General features: G+C 34.8%; 15 protein-coding genes and 2 tRNA genes. 5 read left to right on the top strand and 12 right to left on the bottom strand.

Features of this window, described 5'->3' with window-relative positions; translation table 11 throughout:
* Nucleotides 1–222 precede the first annotated feature (222 nt).
* Nucleotides 223–1,104: a GTPase Era gene (gene era, locus EKM01_RS10635; RefSeq protein WP_126452863.1), complete on the bottom strand. Its 882-nt coding sequence runs from the start codon at nucleotides 1,102–1,104 to the stop codon at nucleotides 223–225.
* A 118-nt stretch (nucleotides 1,105–1,222) separates the two neighbouring features.
* Here era and EKM01_RS10640 point away from each other — a divergent pair.
* A tRNA-Met gene (locus EKM01_RS10640) sits at nucleotides 1,223–1,295 on the top strand.
* A 34-nt stretch (nucleotides 1,296–1,329) separates the two neighbouring features.
* Nucleotides 1,330–1,402 (top strand) — tRNA-Met (locus EKM01_RS10645).
* Nucleotides 1,403–2,168: 766 nt separating this feature from the next.
* On the opposite strand, the gene EKM01_RS10650 is transcribed toward EKM01_RS10645, so the two are convergent.
* Nucleotides 2,169–3,023 (bottom strand): leucine-rich repeat domain-containing protein, encoded by an 855-nt coding sequence (locus EKM01_RS10650; protein ID WP_126461956.1) that lies wholly within the window; start codon nucleotides 3,021–3,023, stop codon nucleotides 2,169–2,171.
* Nucleotides 3,024–3,362: 339 nt separating this feature from the next.
* Nucleotides 3,363–3,638 (bottom strand): 4a-hydroxytetrahydrobiopterin dehydratase, encoded by a 276-nt coding sequence (locus tag EKM01_RS10655; RefSeq protein WP_126556108.1) that lies wholly within the window; start codon nucleotides 3,636–3,638, stop codon nucleotides 3,363–3,365.
* Nucleotides 3,639–3,812: 174 nt separating this feature from the next.
* Between EKM01_RS10655 and EKM01_RS10660 the strand changes: the two genes are divergently transcribed.
* Nucleotides 3,813–4,961 carry a GNAT family N-acetyltransferase gene (locus EKM01_RS10660; protein ID WP_126461947.1) on the top strand — a complete coding sequence of 383 codons (1,149 nt, stop codon included), beginning with the start codon at nucleotides 3,813–3,815 and terminating at the stop codon, nucleotides 4,959–4,961.
* Here the strand turns inward: EKM01_RS10660 and EKM01_RS10665 are convergent.
* A complete protein-coding gene (locus EKM01_RS10665; RefSeq protein ID WP_126556103.1) occupies nucleotides 4,954–5,853 on the bottom strand; it encodes a diacylglycerol kinase family protein in 900 nt (299 codons plus the stop codon). The genes EKM01_RS10660 and EKM01_RS10665 overlap by 8 nt on opposite strands.
* Before the next feature lie 64 nt (nucleotides 5,854–5,917).
* On the opposite strand from EKM01_RS10665, the gene EKM01_RS10670 reads away from it, so the two are divergent.
* Nucleotides 5,918–6,886: an App1 family protein gene (locus tag EKM01_RS10670; RefSeq protein ID WP_126461942.1), complete on the top strand. Its 969-nt coding sequence runs from the start codon at nucleotides 5,918–5,920 to the stop codon at nucleotides 6,884–6,886.
* Nucleotides 6,887–6,918: 32 nt separating this feature from the next.
* On the opposite strand, the gene EKM01_RS10675 is transcribed toward EKM01_RS10670, so the two are convergent.
* Complete coding sequence (locus tag EKM01_RS10675; RefSeq protein ID WP_126461939.1) at nucleotides 6,919–8,826, bottom strand: ABC-F family ATP-binding cassette domain-containing protein; 1,908 nt, start codon at nucleotides 8,824–8,826, stop codon at nucleotides 6,919–6,921.
* A 73-nt stretch (nucleotides 8,827–8,899) separates the two neighbouring features.
* Here EKM01_RS10675 and EKM01_RS10680 point away from each other — a divergent pair, with 73 nt between their 5' ends.
* Nucleotides 8,900–9,283 (top strand): DUF983 domain-containing protein, encoded by a 384-nt coding sequence (locus EKM01_RS10680; protein ID WP_126461936.1) that lies wholly within the window; start codon nucleotides 8,900–8,902, stop codon nucleotides 9,281–9,283.
* Nucleotides 9,284–9,285: 2 nt separating this feature from the next.
* On the opposite strand, the gene EKM01_RS10685 is transcribed toward EKM01_RS10680, so the two are convergent.
* From EKM01_RS10685 to topA, 7 genes are all read right to left on the bottom strand, one after another.
* Entirely contained in the window at nucleotides 9,286–10,338 is a 1,053-nt protein-coding gene (locus EKM01_RS10685) for an FAD-binding oxidoreductase (RefSeq protein ID WP_126562705.1), read from the bottom strand.
* A 102-nt stretch (nucleotides 10,339–10,440) separates the two neighbouring features.
* The gene (gene gldN / locus EKM01_RS10690; protein WP_126462161.1) at nucleotides 10,441–11,331 is read right to left on the bottom strand and encodes a gliding motility protein GldN; all 891 of its coding nucleotides are present in this window, start codon (nucleotides 11,329–11,331) and stop codon (nucleotides 10,441–10,443) included.
* Between the two features lie 50 nt (nucleotides 11,332–11,381).
* Nucleotides 11,382–12,926 carry a gliding motility protein GldM gene (gene gldM, locus EKM01_RS10695; RefSeq protein ID WP_126768280.1) on the bottom strand — a complete coding sequence of 515 codons (1,545 nt, stop codon included), beginning with the start codon at nucleotides 12,924–12,926 and terminating at the stop codon, nucleotides 11,382–11,384.
* 46 nt (nucleotides 12,927–12,972) lie between these two features.
* On the bottom strand, nucleotides 12,973–13,620 hold the full coding sequence (gldL, locus tag EKM01_RS10700) for a gliding motility protein GldL (protein WP_126461927.1): 648 nt from the start codon (nucleotides 13,618–13,620) through the stop codon (nucleotides 12,973–12,975).
* Nucleotides 13,621–13,661: 41 nt separating this feature from the next.
* A complete protein-coding gene (gldK, locus tag EKM01_RS10705; RefSeq protein ID WP_126568869.1) occupies nucleotides 13,662–15,065 on the bottom strand; it encodes a gliding motility lipoprotein GldK in 1,404 nt (467 codons plus the stop codon).
* 127 nt (nucleotides 15,066–15,192) lie between these two features.
* The gene (locus tag EKM01_RS10710) at nucleotides 15,193–16,344 is read right to left on the bottom strand and encodes a formimidoylglutamase (RefSeq protein ID WP_126768282.1); all 1,152 of its coding nucleotides are present in this window, start codon (nucleotides 16,342–16,344) and stop codon (nucleotides 15,193–15,195) included.
* Nucleotides 16,345–16,410: 66 nt separating this feature from the next.
* Nucleotides 16,411–18,939 (bottom strand): type I DNA topoisomerase, encoded by a 2,529-nt coding sequence (gene topA, locus EKM01_RS10715; RefSeq protein ID WP_126768285.1) that lies wholly within the window; start codon nucleotides 18,937–18,939, stop codon nucleotides 16,411–16,413.
* Nucleotides 18,940–19,049: the final 110 nt, after the last annotated feature.

The raw sequence follows: 19,049 nt of genomic DNA on the forward strand, positions 1-19,049 counted from the left end.
GACCAGTTTTGAGTATTCAGCAAAAAAGCACACTAACTGCACGCCTTCAAACTAAATTTCAATGCCTTTTTAGGAGCTATTTCCAGCTGTCCACTCTATCTTTTATGTTTTAAAGAAAAACATAAAAGGATGCCGTTCCCATCTGGGCTAGGGCATTTCGAATTCTAATATTATTTATCGGAAAGTTTTTAGAGCTGAGCGCTAATAAACTGAACACTGAACTTATTGATTATACCCAAATCGTTTCAACATATTAACGTTGCTACGCCAGTTTTTGTTGACTTTTACGTACAATTCAATATGGATTTGTTTTCCGAAAAACTTCTCCAAGTCGGCACGAGCTTCCATTCCTACTTTCTTCAAAGCAGCTCCTTTATGTCCGATGATGATTCCTTTTTGAGTTTCGCGCTCCACCATAATCAAAGAACGGATTCTGATGATGTTTTCATCCTCAAAAAACTCTTCGGTAACAATTTCTACGGCGTATGGAATTTCTTTACTATAATTCAATAATATTTTCTCCCGGATGGTTTCATTCACAAAGAAACGTTCTGGTTTGTCTGTCAATTGATCTTTCGGGTAATACGCCGGTGATTCCGGTAATAACTCAATGATACGTCCAAAAACTTCCGGTACATTAAAATTCTGCAAAGCAGATATTGGAAAAATTTCTGCGTTTGGAACTTTCGCTGCCCAAAAAGCAACTTGCTCTTCTAGCTGTACTTGGTTTGAAGTATCAATTTTATTCAATAAAAGCAGAACCGGGATTGTGGCGTGAATAATTTTATTAAAGAAAGCTTCATCTTTCAAATCCTGCTCTCCAATTTCGACCATATAAATCAAGATATCAGCATCTTCAAAAGCAGACTTCACAAAATTCATCATAGATGCCTGCATTTCATAGGCAGGCTTTATAATTCCTGGCGTATCTGACAAGATCAATTGAAAATCTTCCCCGTTTACAATTCCAAGAATTCTATGGCGTGTTGTTTGTGCTTTTGAAGTAATTATGGACAATCGTTCTCCAACAAAGGCATTCATTAATGTTGATTTCCCAACATTTGGATTTCCTATGATGTTTACAAAACCTGCTTTATGTGACATTTCTAATATAATTTATTGTGCAAAGGTAGACATATCAAGTCAATAGACGAAATAAAACATTTTTTAAAATTTATGTTTGAATTTATTAAATTTGGTTGTACATTTGCACTCGAAACAACGCGGGATAGAGCAGTAGGCAGCTCGTCGGGCTCATAACCCGAAGGTCACAGGTTCGAGTCCTGTTCCCGCTACTAAGTTAATCGTATTGAGATTACAAACGCACATCGCGGGATAGAGCAGTAGGCAGCTCGTCGGGCTCATAACCCGAAGGTCACTGGTTCGAGTCCAGTTCCCGCTACTAAGAGAAACCCATCAATATTTTGATGGGTTTTTTCATTTTTACTACCTTCCTCAACCCCTACAAAAACTGAGATTAACTCAAATATGGCAAGCCCTACAAGGAAAGTTCCTCTATTGACAGCAATCAGACCTTGCACGAAAGGCTCTATTATAAAGAGATTTTATTCCTTGGTCGATGGTATGAAGTAAATGTCAATTTGCATTTAGAGAACTCCTTATTTAAATCACTAGAACAAGGCGAGGAACAATTACTGGATAAAGAGCGCCAGGTAATTGTTAGATAAAGACACACGGGGAAAATTAAAAAAGGTCATTTGAAAATACAGACTGGCTTTTGTCTTAAGAATATGCTTTTTTTAGTTTTTAATTTATTTTTTGGAATGCTACTTTTTGAACTTCAAAACAGAACCTCATGGAGTAAGAAACCTATCCACTAAAGAAATAAGTCTAAGCTAACTAATGGAGAACTCATTTTGAAATGGAAACATCAAGAAAGGTGTTGACCGATTTGTTTTTTCATTAGAATAACCAAAAACAACTAAGAAATTCAAACAATAGAGATCCAAAAAACTTCCCAAATATTTAAAAGGAATAGATCAAAACAGACAACTAATACACGAATCCGTAAAGCATTTTAAAACTAAAAAAAACCTGCGTGATAAGTCACACAGGTTTTTTACCAACTACGTTTACTAAAATCAACCTATCCAAAATCAACTAAATTCAATTTATTAAAAGATACTAAGCGGTTATTTTATTTAAAATTAATCCTCCGAAACAATAGCTGAGTTTCTATTGGTCGTAACTTCTAATAGCACTGCAACGCCTTTGTCATTCAACATTGTCATATTTAACACATCTAAAACTGCTAAATCTTTAGACACTACTCCATTAAATCTATTGTATGAAATATTCATTTCTTTAAGATTTTCTAATTTTTCTAATTCTATTGGCACTTGACCGTTCATTTTGTTGTCAAATAAACTAAGATTTTCAAGTGCTGTCATGTTTACCACTTCACTACTTAATACTCCCGAAAGTTTATTACTATTTAAGAGCAATATTTTTAACGTTTTTAAATCATATAAAGAATTTGGAATTTCCCCTATAATTTCGTTGTTAAATAATGATAGTATTTCTAACTGTTTCAAGGATCCTATTTGCATGGGCAATTCCCCTGAAAGCGCATTCATATACAACTCTAAGTCTTTCAAATTACTCATTTCACAAATAGAGGAAGGAATTGTTCCTGACAACTTATTAAAAGAAAGGTTCAATACTTTCATTTCTTTTAATTTTCCAATAAAAAAAGGAATCGAACCTGATATTTGGTTCTTGTGTAAATCCAACTCTTGAAGACCTACGAGATTAACAATTTCAGCTGGAATTTCACCCACTAAATTATTATCAGCTAGATGTACTGCAATCACTTTTTCGTCTTGTACTTTTATGCCATACCAAGTGGTAACAGGTGATGATAAATCCCACTTGACATGCCACTGACTTCCACTAGTGGACTGGTACAGTTTTACTAAGGCATCTTTCTCCTGATCAGATACATCGGCCAACATTGAACATGAAAAAAAAATGATTAAAAACAGAGTAGTTACACTTTTCATCCCTTTAAATTTAGTCTTTTACATTCCTAAAATAGATGGTTTCTAGTTAATCAGCAAATAAAACCGATGAAATACATGTTTTATAATTTTAAATAGAGATATCTCTTACAGCAAAATATTTTTTAGAGTGCGTTCTATAAATACTCTGTCAATGATTGAACTTCCTTTTTCTTAGAACAATTCTAATTAAATTTAGCTTCATCAGGACAAAATAAATTACAAAACACCTGACTGGCAGTATATTTTGGATGGATATTTCACAAATATAGGAGTAGTAATTTACCTCAAAATTCAACAACAACAACAACAACAACAACAACAACAATAAAACTACATTCCCTAAAGCTCTTCGATGGCTTTTGCCAAATCAAGATCCTTATCCGTTACACCATCTGCATCATGAGTAGTCAGTCGAATGGTTACTTTATTATACACGTTGCATAATTCCGGATGATGATTTTTTTTCTCCGCTTTTATTCCTACTTGAACTATAAAACCTAAGGCTTGAGTAAAATCCAGGAACATATACTTTTTCTCAATTCCATTATTAATATACTGCCAGTCTTTCAATTTTTTCAACTCTGATTGAATGGATTGTTCGGTGTACCTTTTCATACTTTTATTTATTTATGGATTGATCTGCCTGTAACTTGCTGATGTAAAACAATATTCAGATTAAAACAATTATGAAGATCCAAATTTCAGGAATATAAAGTTAGTAAATTTTGATATATTGAAAAATAATTTAACTTTATTAACTAATTTTGGCGAAAAATATTTCTTTTTAATTTGAATTCAGCATACTCCTTTAAAATTTATACTACTACTGCGCAGCTCCATTCAAACTGGGATGACATGGCGATTTCGACTGTTTTTTTATCCAAAAAATATCTGGATGTTTTAGAAAGATCATCCCCTGAGAACATGATTTGTCATTATATTGGACTCTTTGAAAATGACACTTTAGTAGGGATTGCGCTTTCCCAATTTCTGGATTTAAACAAACTGGAATCTTTTGGAGAACGCGATAAGTGTATCAAGACAGCGGTACGAAATTTTGTTTTCAGGAACTTTGGATCTCATGTACTGGTTATTGGCAACAATATGTTAACCGGACAAAATTCTTTTGCTTTGTTAGACACCATTGATAAAAAGAGAGCTTTACAAGTATTGAATACTGCTGTAACTGAATTAAAACAACGCTTTAAATCCAAAGGCAAAAAAATTCACATTACCACCTACAAAGATTTCAATTGCGAGGAAATCAAAACCTTCCGTATTCCGGAATTCAAAAATGAATATCCGTTTTCGACACAGCCTAATATGGTTTTCACCATTAATGAAGCCTGGAAAACAGAACAAAATTATATTGACTCTCTTTCAAAAAAATACCGGGATCAATATAAAAGAGCAAGAAAGAAGGCAGATCAGATTGAAAAAAGAAAATTACACCTGGAAGACATCATTGCCTTGGAAGAAACGATTTATGATTTGTACCTTCATGTGGCTAAAAATGCTCCCTTTAATACTTTTTTTCTTCCAAAAAATCATTTTAGGATTTTTAAAGAAATTTTCAAAGACAAATTTCTTTTTTATGGTTATTTTTCAAAGGACAGACTGATAGGTTTCAATACTTTGATTAAAAACGGTTCCATAATGGATACCTACTTTCTGGGATATGATGAAAGTGTTCAGCGCGAGAAAATGCTGTACCTGAATATGTTATATGACATGATTGCCTATTCAATTAATAAAGGCTTTCAGGAAATTATCTTTGCAAGAACTGCTTTGGAAATCAAAAGTTCTGTTGGCGCTAAGCCCATAAAAATGTATGGATTAATAGGCCACAGCAATAGGGTTGCCAATCATTTTATGCCAAAGATATTCAAATATTTAGAACCTAAAATCAAATGGCAAGAACGCAATCCGTTCAAATAAATCCATAATCTGGATCAGTATATGGTACGGCAACTTTCATGTGTTTGGGTAAAATTTCGACATTTAGCTTAGTTTCGGATCCACAATATTCACCGTCAACTTGAAAGCTAACCGGCACACTAGTCGTGATTAAAGCATTTTTTACTGATATTATTTCTATATCTTCTGCATCATCTGTTGTTATATTTCCGGTAATAATTTTCCCAAGCACTACTAAATCTAAATTTTTCAAGATCACTAATTCAAATTTCCCATCGTCCATTAGTCCGTTAGGATTAATAGAAACTCCTGTTCCATATTTTTTTGAATTGGCAATAACAATCATTCTCGCTACACATTCAATAGTGGGAAAATCACCTGTTATTGTGGCAAAAAAAGGCTCATCTAAATCAATCAGAGTAGACACCGCTTGCAAAGCATACCCCAGTTTTCCCCGAATCGTACTTTTTTCATAGTTCTTAATCAATTCTGCATTAAGTCCAATATCACTTAGGTGAACACTTTTTTTTCCATTAATAGAAATCATATCAATCATCATGTACTCATTGTGAAAAGCAATTTCTAAGTTTTCCTCAAGTGTGGCAGGTAAATTCAAGTCTACTGCCAATCCATTAGCTGATCCGGCGGGTAAAATTCCTAAAATTACATCTTGATTTTCCATTGCTTCGGCTACCATTTTTATGGTTCCGTCACCCCCTGTAATAATAATTCGTTGTGGTTTGTAGGTTTGATACAGCAACTTTATTTTATCAATATCATTTACTCCCGAGGTATTATAAATTACCGGATTAAAATTTTCTTTTTCAGCAAAAAGTGCCACAGCATCAATAAATTCAGATTTATCAATGTCACCGGAAATAGGATTAACAACAACAATAATGTTATTTCTCAAACTTTATCTTCTTTTATTAATTAAAATTAATTAAATTCATCTCCAATCAAAAGTACTACAATAAATGAAACCAATTTTAAAATTATATCGTGGCTACGCTAATGAGCAAGAATTAATTGTCATGGGGCATGTGTTCAAACCAACAACAGTTAAAGAATATAATTTTCAAAAAAAGAACTTTAAAAATGCTACTTCAGTAATCAAAATGTTTCAAATAAAGACACAAGCAAATGCTGATGTGTATTTAGAACAAAACAATTCCAAAATCCATACCAGAACACTAAATGATGGTTATTTTAAGTTTTGCGTGCCACTAGATCAGGATTCTAAGTATGGCTGGATTGATTATAAAGTGAGTATTACTCATAATAACGAAACCATTACGGCCAAAGACAGTTATATTCGTCCACACAAAGGAAATCTGGGAATCATCTCTGACATTGATGATACTTTTTTAGTTTCTCACACGCTGAATCCTTTAAAAAAATTATATGTTTTATTGTTTAAAAACATATATAAAAGAAAAACTTTTGATGATGTAGTTACCCATTATCAAGCCTTGAGTTCGGCAGGAAGAACAAACAAACACGAGTTAAATGCGTTCTTTTATGTTTCCAGCAGTGAATGGAATTTGTATCGTTTTGTCATACAATTCACTGAAATTCATAAGCTTCCAAAAGCCGTTTTATTACTGAAAGACATCAAGACGAGCCTGGCTGATTTTTTCATCACCGGAAGTGGGGATCACAACCACAAGTTTGACAAAATAAAACACATTCTAGAGTTTTATCCCAATTTAGAGTATGTACTTCTAGGGGATGATTCACAACATGACCCCTATTTATACGAAGCTATTTGTAAAATTTTCCCAGTTACCGTAAAAGCAGTTTATATCCGACAAACTGGGACTTCTAAAAAAGAAAAAATAATTACAATTATGGAAAATTTAGAAACCTTAAAAGTTTCTATTTGTTATTTCAAAAACAGTAGTGAAGCTATTGCACATTCAAAATCTATTGGGATTATTAAATAAAAAAAGAGCTCCAAAACCGGAACTCTTCTTTTTTACACAGTATCAATTTCTTCCTGAACAGCTTCCCAATCTAAAAGAAATTTGTCTAACTCAGCCTTTTTCTTATTGTACGCCATAAAAAACTTAGCATCCTCAATATGTTTATCATAATTAGAAGCCAGCATTTTATCATCTTGCTGAATGTCTTTTTCTAATTGCTTGATTTGGCTTTCGATCTTGCTTAACTTGTTTTGTAATGCTTTTCCTTTTTTCTGATCTTCGTATGATGCTTTATTGCTTTCTTTAGGTGATGCTACTTTCTGAGCCTCTTTTTTTTCTACTTCACGCATGTTTTCCATATTGCGTTGTTCTAAAAAATAGTTGATATCCCCTAAATATTCTTTTATTTTTTGGTCTTTAAATTCATATACTAAATTTGACATGCCCTGCAAGAAATCCCTATCGTGAGAAACCAGTAATAAAGTACCGCCAAATTTTTGAAGAGCGGCTTTTAACACATTCTTCGATTTGATGTCCAAGTGATTAGTAGGCTCATCCATCAATAAAACATTAATAGGTTGCAACAATAATTTACACAACGCCAAACGGTTTCTTTCGCCTCCGGAAAGGACTTTTACCTTTTTATCTACATCGTCACCACGAAACAAGAAAGAACCCAGCATATCGCGTACTTTCATTCGGTTCGTATCTGCCGCCGCATCTTCCATCGTTTGCAACAAAGTGATTTCGCCATCCAGATATTCAGCCTGATTTTGTGCAAAATACCCCAATTGTACATTATGTCCTAACTTGATATTTCCTTTATACTCGAATTCGTCAACAATAGCCTTAATAAAAGTTGATTTTCCTTGCCCGTTTTGCCCTACGAAGGCTATTTTACTTCCACGCTCCACTAATAGATTGATATCTTTCAAAATCGTTTTGTCCCCGTAGCTTTTGGTCACATTTTCAGCTTCTATAACTACTCGTCCCGGTTCTTTCGAAACTGGAAAAGTAATATTCATAACGGAATTGTCATCTTCATCTACTTCAATACGTTCTATTTTGTCAAGTTTTTTAATCATCGATTGTGCCATGGAGGCTTTAGAGGCTTTGGCACGAAATTTTTCGATTAATTTCTCTGTTTCTTCTATTTTTTTTGCTTGATTTTTTTGCGTAGCCAATTGTTTTTCACGAATCTCATGACGCAATTCTAAATATTGAGAATATGGTTTATTGAAATCATAGGCTTTACCAAGGGAAATTTCGATTGTTCTGTTTGTCACATTATCTAAAAACATTTTATCGTGCGAAACAATTACCACCACACCGGGATAATTGCGAAGAAAACTTTCCAACCAAATGATACTCTCAATATCCAAGTGATTCGTGGGCTCATCCAGCAGCAAAACATCATTGGCCTGCAATAATAACTTGGCTAATTCGATACGCATTCTCCATCCACCGGAAAAAGTTTCGGTTTGATTATCAAAAACATCTCTTTTAAATCCTAAACCAAGTAAAATTTTCTCCGTGTCCCCCACATAATTATAACCGCCCAATAATTCAAAACGATGGGTGTAATCCGATAAGTCTTCAATGATTTGACTGTATTCATCACTTTCATAATCCGTTCTGGTAACCAATAAGTGATTGATTTCTTCGAGCTTTTTCTCTACAATTTTAATCTCTGTAAACGCTTCATATGCTTCTTCCAGAACCGTTCTTCCTTGTTCAAAGTCAATATCCTGACGCAAGAATCCCATACGAAGGTCTTTCTCTTGAGAAATAACACCTGAATCTGGAGCAAAATCTTTTGCTAACATTTTAAGCATGGTCGATTTCCCCGCTCCGTTCTTTCCTACAAGACCCACGCGGTCTCCGGCACCCAATCGAAAGGTAACTTCTTCAAACAAATAGGAACCACCAAATGAAACGGATAAATTGTGTATATTAAGCATGTATTGTGATTTTATTCCTTTTTGAATGCGTAAATTTGTAACTCCAAAAAAGGAAAAATTAAATTTTTTGCAAATGTTAAAAAAAGGATCCAAATTATATAGCATTTTAACAGGAACTTGTCCTAAATGTCAGAATGAGAGTATGTATTTAGATAAAAATCCGTTACATCTAAACAAAATATTGAAAATGCACGAAAATTGCAGTCATTGTGGTTTAAGATATCAAATTGAACCTTCTTTTTTTTATGGCGCTATGTACGTTAGTTACGGATTAAATGTAGCAATAGGAATTGCTGCTTTTGTCATCTCTTTTGTTCTCTTCGAATCCAGTCTAAAAGTTGCATTCCTTGCAATAATAGTATCACTGGTTATTTTATTCCCTTTTGTTTTGCGATGGGCAAGGAATATTTACATCAACATGTTTGTTTCGTATGATCACAAATTAAATAAAAAATAACACTATTTTTTTCCTTTAGATACAAATCGATTGATGTCAATTACAGTGTCTAAAGGAATTTTATTTTCAATAGTGTCAAATAAAGCTTTTGCCATTGCAGGACCTAACATAACTCCTCGTGTGCCCAAACCATTCAAAATATGTACTGAATTATAATTTTGATGTGTTCCTACGAGTGGTCTTCTATCTTTTACCGTGGGGCGAACTCCGGCAAAATGAGCCACAATTTCAAAATCACAAGTAATAATCTCTTTTATTCTTTCCACTAATTCCGTTTTTCCTTCTGGAGTAGGTAAATCTGTTTTATCTTTCCAATTGTAAGTGGCTCCTACCTTGAACAAATCATTTCCAAGAGGCAAAATAAAGACACTTGTATTGACGATCACATCTAAACGCAAATTAGGTGCTCTAATGACAAAAAGCTCACCTTTTGTACCGTCTAATGGCAAATGTTTAAAATAAGGATTTCCATGCATTCCAAAGCCTTCGGCAAAAACAATATGTTTCGCTTGAATGTCTTTGTACCGAATACCATTTGAGTCAACCTGAAGCGCCTCATAATCAAAAGACTCCTCCTGAAACATCTTATTATGGATAAGATAGTCTCTGTATTTACGCAACAACAATGCGGTATCAACATAACCCGTCTGCAAAACCTCACCGTATCCAAAGGGAGAATCAATTCCAGAAAATTTCTCAAAAATCAATTTTGTGGATAAAAATGGCGAAAGATTTATTTTATCCGAAGCTATAAACCAATTATTCTGTTCTTCTACGGAGAAAAATTTTCTCAAAATAGGTCTCTTAAAATCTACGGTACATTCTAATTTTTTTTCCAACAGCGCATAAAATTCATTCATCAAGACTAATTGCTCTTGTGCCTGCCAAACCTCACTGAATCGTTTTAAAATAACAGGGTTATACAACCCCCCGGCGATTCTTGAAGAATTTTGAGAATTATTATCCAGTACTAAAATACTTTTATCATTTCGCAGCGCAACCTCTGCAAATGAAATACCCGCTAAACCTGAACCAATTATTAAATAATCAATCATTTGAAGAAATATAATTTAAACTAAAGACAAAGTAAATACATTAAAACACAAAACTCTTACCATCACAGTAAGAGTTTTGTGTTTATAGTAAAAAAACTGAAATTAATAATTCCACATATCAGATTCGAAATTGCGAATTTTCTCTTTCACTCGATCGGATTCTAACAACTGATTCTGGGCATTATCTTTCATATACTCTTCAATGGATCTGTCTCCATAAACATTTTCTTCTTTGTAAATAAAACTATTAAAACGTCTTGAATTTAAGATTTGATCAAATGAAATCGGCATCGCTGAATTTTTATCATTGAATGCTTTGGCATCATGCAACACATCTCTTGCTGCTGGAAAAAACACCCAAAACAACTCAATATAATCTTTTTGATCACTATTCATCGTATAAACATCCGGAGTCACTGGACAAATACCCAATAAACGATACTTTAATTCACTTTGCCTTTTATCAAAATACCAATACCCCTTAATTTTATACTGTGTTACGTCCTGAGCAGAAAGATCCTGTCTCAGAATATACTCTTCTGATATTTGATTCCCTGCATTTATTTGTTCTCTACCGGCGTCTGTAGTATCTATTCGAGTTAATGAAGCTTGGATGTCTTTAAATGATTTTTTAGTGTTAAAATAACTATCTGTATACACTTCTGTTAATTCACCACTTTTTATGGCTTTAGTCAGCACATCGTATAACGAACGCCTATCCGAACCAATATTTGCAGTATCTACAGGAAAATACAATGAAAAATTAATCTTTTCGTTTAAATCGATTATTTCCCAGGTTGTTTTTCCCATTAAAACATCTCTATCATGCACATATCCATAGGACAAAGGCCTATCGTTATCTGAAATTAATTGTGCATCAGATTTTAGACCTATCTCGTCAGGAGTTTTTGCATTAAGCAAATTAGATTGTGCAACCGAAGCAAGACTTCCTGTGGAACAGACTATAGCGATTAAAAAATTTCTTACATTCATCATAGTATCATTATAAGATATTGAAGTAGGTTTATATAAAACCGTACTAATTATTGTATTTCAAAAATTACTGGAGCTGTTCTTGGCAATAAGTAGCTTCCTGCACCAACAAGTTTGGTTTTAATCTCAGAAATAGTCACTTGATCACCTCTTCCTGCTTTTGATAATACGGCCTTACATTGCGCATTTAATCTGTTTCCTGATACAACTACTGTCGGCTGTCCGGTAACTTTTAAATTAAAACCAACTACATTTAAACCAACTTCAAAATCAAAATCAACTAATTTAGCTCCGATTGTAGCTATCTCTAAGTTTGATTTAGGACCTTTGACCACTCCCATTTCTCCCCTAATAGTTCCAGCTGGCCCCGGAATACCTTTGATTCTGAAAACTTTTTTATCAGTAGCCACTTTTCCGTCCGACATTTTTCCTGATACGCTGACTATAACTTCATTACCACCACCAGGATTCATAACGTATTTACCGTTGCCTACCTTTGATAAACCTGGAGCAGAAGCATTAACAGCATTATCCGGAATACCTGCAAAGGAAATAGTCATAGGATTGGATACGCCTCTATAAACGACATTCATCTTATCTGCTGAAATTGTTGCAGAATTAGGTCTTGGCACAACAACATACTCACCTGTGAATGTTAAAGGGATTGTCTTACCATCCTCTACAAACGTAAATTGTCCTGCAATATTTTGTTTACCAACACCACCAGCTGTTAAAGCAATCTTTGCTTGTCCCGTAGCCGGATCTAATCTTGCACCAGTAACACTTGTTGGTTTGGTATTCTCGTCATAACGTCCCAAAACTACTTTACCTGTAACCTGTTCGCCCTGGAAATAAGCATTTTTATCCAATACAACGATAGCTTGATAATTACTGTAAGATGCCGCTGCAACCGCCGCTTTACCTAATGCCGTACTGTACACATCTGATTCTGCTTTTTTAACATCATTCTGCCAAGCAGATAGTTTAGCTAAAGAAGCAACTGCTGGAAAGCCTTTAAAATGATAATCTAAATAGGCTACCGAAATACCGTCTTTATTCTTAACATCTGCCAAACTAAACTTAGCTTGAACTTCAGATAAAATTGGCGCTAATTTTTTATTATCACCCAAAGCCAACTTCATGTCCGATTTATACTTTTCAACTGTTGAAATAACTTCTTTTCCTTTAACGGAGTAACCTGCGGGACTGAACCATAAATTATCAATATTATCTCCTTTGTCCATAGCCTCATACGGTAGTTTACCCGTCTCCGGATCCACTTCGGTTCCTACTAAAACTTCCGCTTTTATTTGTCCAATATAATCGTAAAAATTTTTTGTTATCACTTCTACTTTATGAGCTGTTATGGCCGCTGCAGCAAATTCGCCACCTGCTTCCGCTGCTTTCGCATCTAATCCAGCTAACATTTGAGCGTTTGATTGTTGGGCTGAAGCGTTTGACCCTTCAAATTTTTCATTCATTAATCCAAAAGCAGACAACACTTCTTTGGACATATTTAATGCTAACATTGCGATGAAAACCAAATACATTAGGTTAATCATCTTCTGTCTAGGGGTTAGTTTTCCTCCTGCCATATTTTCTAAATAATTAGTTTAATATTTTTTTATAGTTTGAAACTAATTATCCTTTATTATTCATTGCAGAAAGCATTCCACCATATACATTATTCAAAGAGGATAGGTTTGAAGTCAATGACTGCATTTGATCTTTTAATTTTAGGTTGTTTTCAGCAACTTCTTCATTAATTTGTACATTTCTGGAGGCGCTTTGTAGTTGTATTTTATACAGACTGTTCAATGACTCCATTTGGGCTGCAGCCAAAGTCAACTCCTCGCTGTATTTTTTAGTAGATGTAATAGAATCTATTGTTGGGGCAATTCCCTTTGCTGCTGATTCGAAATTTTTGATGCTATTACCTAAACTAGCCATTAATTCCCCATCAATTTTGGCATCTTTTAACATCATATCTAATTTTTGAGACAACAATCCTTGTGCATCAGATGGTGTTTCTACTTTTTTAGTTGCTGGTTTAGCCTGACCGTTAGCTAATTCCGGATATACTAAAGTCCAATCCAAATCATTATCAACCGGTTCAAAGGCAGAAAGCGCAAAAATGGCTGCTTCTACAACAAGACCTATAGTTAGCATTAAATTTCCTGTAATAAAACCAAATTCAATATGGGTGATTTTGAATAGTGCGCCTATGATTACAACAGCAGCTCCCATGCCGTATGCGAAATTCATTGCTTTCTTACTTAATAATGCCATAATAGTGTTTTTAAAAAATGAATAGATTTGGTTTGTTTTAATTATCTCTTTTTTCCGATTCCGGTAGTTTGAACTCCCATGTAATCCTGAACGGTTCTAAAACCTATATAACTCCTGGCTGAATCAGCATATTCATAATCTCTTGTACCTACCTGTAGGAAATAAGCAACATCTTTCCATGAACCACCGCGCAGTACTTTGCGTTTATTTGAAGTATCCTGAACATTTGGATTCATTGACGATACATACTCATACGCATTTGGATCATAAGAAGAATCGGTCCATTCCGAAACATTTCCTGCCATATTATACAAATTATAACCATTTGGTTCATACGATTTTGCTTCAACAGTATACAAGGCTTCATCTGCTGCATAATCGCCCCTGTTGGGTTTGAAATTTGCCAAGAAACAACCTCTGTCGTTTTTAGTATATGGCCCTCCCCAAGGATAAGTAGCAGATTCTAAACCTCCTCTGGCTGAATATTCCCATTCTGCTTCGGTTGGCAATCGAAAAGAATTGATTAAGTCTTGTCCTTTCTTTTTTGATTTGATATGGCTGTTTTTATATAATGTTCTCCAGGCGCAAAATGCTTTCGCTTGAGTCCACTTGACCCCTACCACAGGATAATCTCCGTAGGCTTTGTGCCAAAAATAATCATTATGCATTGGCTCATTGTAGGAATAGGCAAAATCTTTAATCCAAACGCTAGTATCGGGATATACATTTATTTCTTCGGTTTTGATATAGTCTTTTCGTCTTCCGTCTTTTGCTTTGGCAGCAGCCTGAATATCCATCCAAGAATAACGGAATTTCAATTTATTAACATCAATAGTGCGAAGACCATTGTATGATTCTTCTATTGGCAAATACATAGAATCCATTACTTCAGTATAATATTCATCCGGATATAGTTTCGTATCCATTATTAATTTTACTTTTTTATTCAGCTTTCTACCGGCATAAGGATCGTCAGCGGTTCCTACACTATAATAATTATCATACATGTATTTGTCATAGGCTGTCATTTTCTCTGGATCCGAATCATTAAAAGCAAAGTCACCTATGCTTCCTGCATTCTTACCTTTAGCCGTTGAGGCATCAGCAGTTTGCCCTACTTCATCAGCTAAAATGGCTAATCTCACCCTCATTGTAGAGTCTTTTACCCACTCTACAAACTGACGGTATTCACTATTGGTAATTTCCGTTTCATCCATATAAAAGGAGCGAACCGTAACTGTTTTTGTTGGAGCGTCCTCTACATTGGCTAAATCAGCATCTGACTTACCCATTATAAAAGCGCCACCTGGGATTAATGCCATTCCAAGAGGTTTTTCCGGATGCCATTTCCCTCCATTAATACCAACTAGTTCTCCTCTGTCGCTTGATTTACCACAGCCAATTAAAAGGGTCAAAATTGACGTAAATGCAATGAACTTCTTCATATAAATTTGGTTATATATTCATTATTTTTAAGGGTGTAAACCTATTTATTATTTTTTAAAAAAACAATTTTTTTAAACTAAACAAACTCTATTTTATAAAAAAAGAATAAATAAGCATAAAATTATCCTAAATGATGTTTTTCCTCTGCGCTTTCCACCATCTTTCGGGCAATTCCTGATTACAAGCCATTAAATATTCTTCATAAGAACATGGTAATAACGTGTTTCTTTTTAATTTATTATTAACATTTGAAATAAATGGAATTTCGATCCACCATCGGTCTGTTTTATCACTTTTATAAAAAACAAGATCCTCTTCTTCCATGGGAACTATATATTTCAAGTAGTTTTCTTTACTTCCAAAAGGATACTCATGCGAGCGATAATGAAAGCCTTCTATGAAATACCAAATTATTTGTGCTATGATCACTGATTCTTGTGCGGAATTATTGTGATTAAAGATCCCCAATGCGGAAACTTTATCACTTATTCCTGCATATCGTGACAGCGCGCATATTTCTTTCCCGTTAAAACCATTGGGTGCAAATGAACTAAAATTGCCGGAATCAGATGATTTTACAGCATTTAAATCAATACTGACCACATCTGCATCTCTGAAAACAGGTTCAGATATAGCTATATTATTCGAAACCTCCCCTAATCGATAGGCATCAAAAAACAATTTCTCTATCAAATCTATTTCTTCTTGCGAATTAAAATACGTTTGATAGCCTATGTTACAATAATTAAAGAGATTGTTCGGCTCGTCTATAATTATTTTTGTCAAATAAGAAGTGGCTGAGGCCTGTTCATTCTCTTTTCCAAAATCAAACTTATTATCGATAGCAACTAAATTCACCATCTGTTCTAAATCATCATACGCTCTGTACAAAGCATAGGTCAGATCCTGAGAACCCCCAATAACAATAGGAATAATCTTCTTTTTTATTAAACTTGCTGTTACTTTTTTTAAGGCAAAGTAGGTATCTTCCGTAGAGCTTCCAGCAAGAATGTCACCTAAATCAGCAATAGATGCATCCCAGTTTCCAGGAAATAATCCATATAATTCTTTCCTAACCGAGAGTAAATCAACAGTGGACACCGCATTGGCATTGCCTCGGTTTTCTAAAACACCTAGTACGGCAATTTTAATCTTGTTTAAATCAGGGAATTGTTCCTGGGTATGCAACACAATTTTACCGCCCAGTTGCTGTGAAGTCAATCCATTTATATATTCCAGGATTTCATCATCAACGGGCTTTAGAAAATCAAATTCCATTTTTATATTTTTTTCCCTTAATCACAACTCTTAACAAAGAGCGATGAAACCGGAATTAGTGACTAATTACTTTTTTGCGACAGGTTTCTTAACGGCTGTTTTTTTGACAGCTGCTTTCTTTGCTGGTGCTTTTTTGGCGGCTACTTTTTTAGCAGGCGTTTTTTTGGCAATCATTTCTTGGACTTCCGCCAATGTTAATTTGGCAGCATCTACGTCTTTACTCAATTCAATTTTGAGTTTTCCTTTGGTGATTACAGAGCGACCCCAGCGGGCTTTCTCGACCAGAATACCTTCATCCTCCCAATTATGCAATACTTTATCGATATTTTTTTGCAATTTATCTTCAATCAATGCTTCTATATCAACTTGAGACAAATCATCAAAATTATATTTCTTACTTACATTAATAAACAAGCCATCCCATTTGATAAAGGGACCAAAACGACCAACGCCTTTTTGAACACCTTCGCCTTTATAAACGGCAATTGGAGCATCGGCAATAGCCTTTTCATCGATTAATTCCTGAGCCCTTTCAAAATCAACATCCAGTGGATTTTCTCCTTTTGGCAAAGAAACAAAAGCCGCACCATGACGAATATAAGGGCCGTAACGACCATTACTTACCTCAACTTCTTCGCCTTTATATTCTCCAAGATTTTTTGGTAATAAAAATAGATTCAGCGTTTCCTCTAAAGTGATGTTCCCAATATTTTGATCATTCATCAAACTGGCGAACTTTTTTTCATCATCATCAGCGGCACCAATTTGAGCCATTGGTCCAAATTTTCCTAAACGAACCGAAACCGGCTTTCCTGTTTTTGGATCGGTTCCAAGAATTCTCTCCCCGCTTTCACGATCTGCATTGGCCTCTACATCTTTCACTATAGGGTGAAATTTATCGTAGAATTCCTGCATCATTTTAGTCCACTCAATATTTCCTTCCGCTATTTCATCAAAATCCTCTTCGACTTTTGCAGTGAAATTATAATCCAAAATATTTCCGAAATTCTTTACCAAGAAATCCGTAACAATTGTTCCAATATCTGTAGGAACTAATTTTCCTTTATCAGATCCGGTGTTTTCTTTCAGCACCTTCTCTGCTACTTTTCCGGATTGCAACATCAATTGCACGTAATTTCTTTCTTGCCCGTCCAGATTTCCTTTTTCTACATAATTCCTGTTGATAATCGTAGAAATTGTTGGCGCATAGGTAGACGGACGACCAATTCCTAACTCTTCTAATTTTTTTACCAATGAAGCTTCGGTATATCTTGCAGGCGCTCTAGAATATCTTTCGGTTGCTGAGATGTAATTGTTTTGTAATTTTTCATTGACTTTCATTGCCGGCAACATGCCTTCCTGCTCTTCTTCATCGTCATCATGCCCTTCAAGGTATACTTTCAAGAAACCTTCAAAAAGCAAAACCTCTCCGGAAGCCGTGAATATTTCACCATGATTATTCGCTTCAATTTTCACGTTAGTACGTTCTAATTGTGCATCACTCATTTGCGAAGCCAAGGTTCTTTTCCAGATCAAGTCATACAAACGCGCTTGATCTTTGTCTATATTTACCGTATGACGGGACATATCCGTAGGACGAATTGCCTCGTGTGCTTCCTGTGCTCCCTTACTTTTATTGACAAAAGTTCGAGGTTTAGAGAACTCTTTTCCGTAGGATTTAATAATTTCAGCCTGAGCCGCTTCCATCGCATCTTTAGATAAATTCACGCTATCCGTTCTCATATACGTGATCAGTCCGGCTTCATACAGGCGTTGCGCCAGTTGCATGGTAATTCCTACCGGCAAATACAATTTACGAGCGGCTTCTTGTTGCAATGTTGATGTGGTAAACGGACCTGTTGGTGTTTTTTTGGTAGGTTTAGTCTCCAAATCGGCTACCTTATATGTAGAACCTATATTTCTATTTAAAAAATCTTCGGCTTCTTTTTTAGTATTGAAATTTTTAGGCAGTTTGGCTTTGAATATTTTACCGGTTTCATTAGTAAATTCTGCCACAACAGAATACGTAGCTACAGCATTAAAGTTTTGAATTTCCCGTTCCCGTTCCACTATCAAACGAACTGATACTGATTGCACACGGCCTGCCGAAAGCCCTCCCTTTATTTTTCTCCAAAGTACAGGAGATAATTCATAACCTACCAATCGATCTAATACACGACGCGCTTGCTGCGCATTGACTAAGTTATAATCAATTTCTCGTGGATTATCAATGGCTTTTAGAATTGCAGTTTTAGTGATTTCATGAAAAACAATCCGCTTGGTTTTGGTCGCGTCTAATTTTAATTCTTCGGCTAAATGCCAAGAAATAGCTTCTCCCTCGCGATCCTCATCACTTGCTAACCATACCATTTCAGCTTTTTTAGCAAGTCCTTTTAATTTAGTAACCAATGCTTTTTTATCAGCAGAAACTTCGTATTTGGGTTTGAAGCCATTTTCTACATCAACACCAATTTCCTTAGACGGCAAGTCAGCAATGTGCCCATAACTTGACTCGACCTGAAAATCTGCTCCTAGAAATTTTTCGATTGTTTTTGCCTTTGCAGGTGATTCCACTATAACTAAATTCTTTGCCATATTCCGATTGTTTATGTCGGCAAAAGTAGAAGATTTTTTTAAATTTTAAGTTTTTTAAATTTTAAAAGTCAATTTAATCATTCAGTTGCAAGTTTTGAATGATTTGAATC

It is taken from the genome of Flavobacterium sp. RSP46 (assembly GCF_003984825.1).
In the GTDB taxonomy this organism is placed as follows: Bacteria; Bacteroidota; Bacteroidia; order Flavobacteriales; family Flavobacteriaceae; genus Flavobacterium.

Coding starts and splice junctions, on each gene's coding strand:
- era (WP_126452863.1), bottom strand. CDS start 1,104: ATGTCACATAAAGCAGGTTTTGTAAACATCATAGGAAATCCAAATGTT.
- EKM01_RS10650 (WP_126461956.1), bottom strand. CDS start 3,023: ATGAAAAGTGTAACTACTCTGTTTTTAATCATTTTTTTTTCATGTTCA.
- EKM01_RS10655 (WP_126556108.1), bottom strand. CDS start 3,638: ATGAAAAGGTACACCGAACAATCCATTCAATCAGAGTTGAAAAAATTG.
- EKM01_RS10670 (WP_126461942.1), top strand. CDS start 5,918: ATGAAACCAATTTTAAAATTATATCGTGGCTACGCTAATGAGCAAGAA.
- EKM01_RS10675 (WP_126461939.1), bottom strand. CDS start 8,826: ATGCTTAATATACACAATTTATCCGTTTCATTTGGTGGTTCCTATTTG.
- EKM01_RS10680 (WP_126461936.1), top strand. CDS start 8,900: ATGTTAAAAAAAGGATCCAAATTATATAGCATTTTAACAGGAACTTGT.
- EKM01_RS10685 (WP_126562705.1), bottom strand. CDS start 10,338: ATGATTGATTATTTAATAATTGGTTCAGGTTTAGCGGGTATTTCATTT.
- gldN (WP_126462161.1), bottom strand. CDS start 11,331: ATGAATGTAAGAAATTTTTTAATCGCTATAGTCTGTTCCACAGGAAGT.
- gldM (WP_126768280.1), bottom strand. CDS start 12,926: ATGGCAGGAGGAAAACTAACCCCTAGACAGAAGATGATTAACCTAATG.
- gldL (WP_126461927.1), bottom strand. CDS start 13,620: ATGGCATTATTAAGTAAGAAAGCAATGAATTTCGCATACGGCATGGGA.
- gldK (WP_126568869.1), bottom strand. CDS start 15,065: ATGAAGAAGTTCATTGCATTTACGTCAATTTTGACCCTTTTAATTGGC.
- EKM01_RS10710 (WP_126768282.1), bottom strand. CDS start 16,344: ATGGAATTTGATTTTCTAAAGCCCGTTGATGATGAAATCCTGGAATAT.
- topA (WP_126768285.1), bottom strand. CDS start 18,939: ATGGCAAAGAATTTAGTTATAGTGGAATCACCTGCAAAGGCAAAAACA.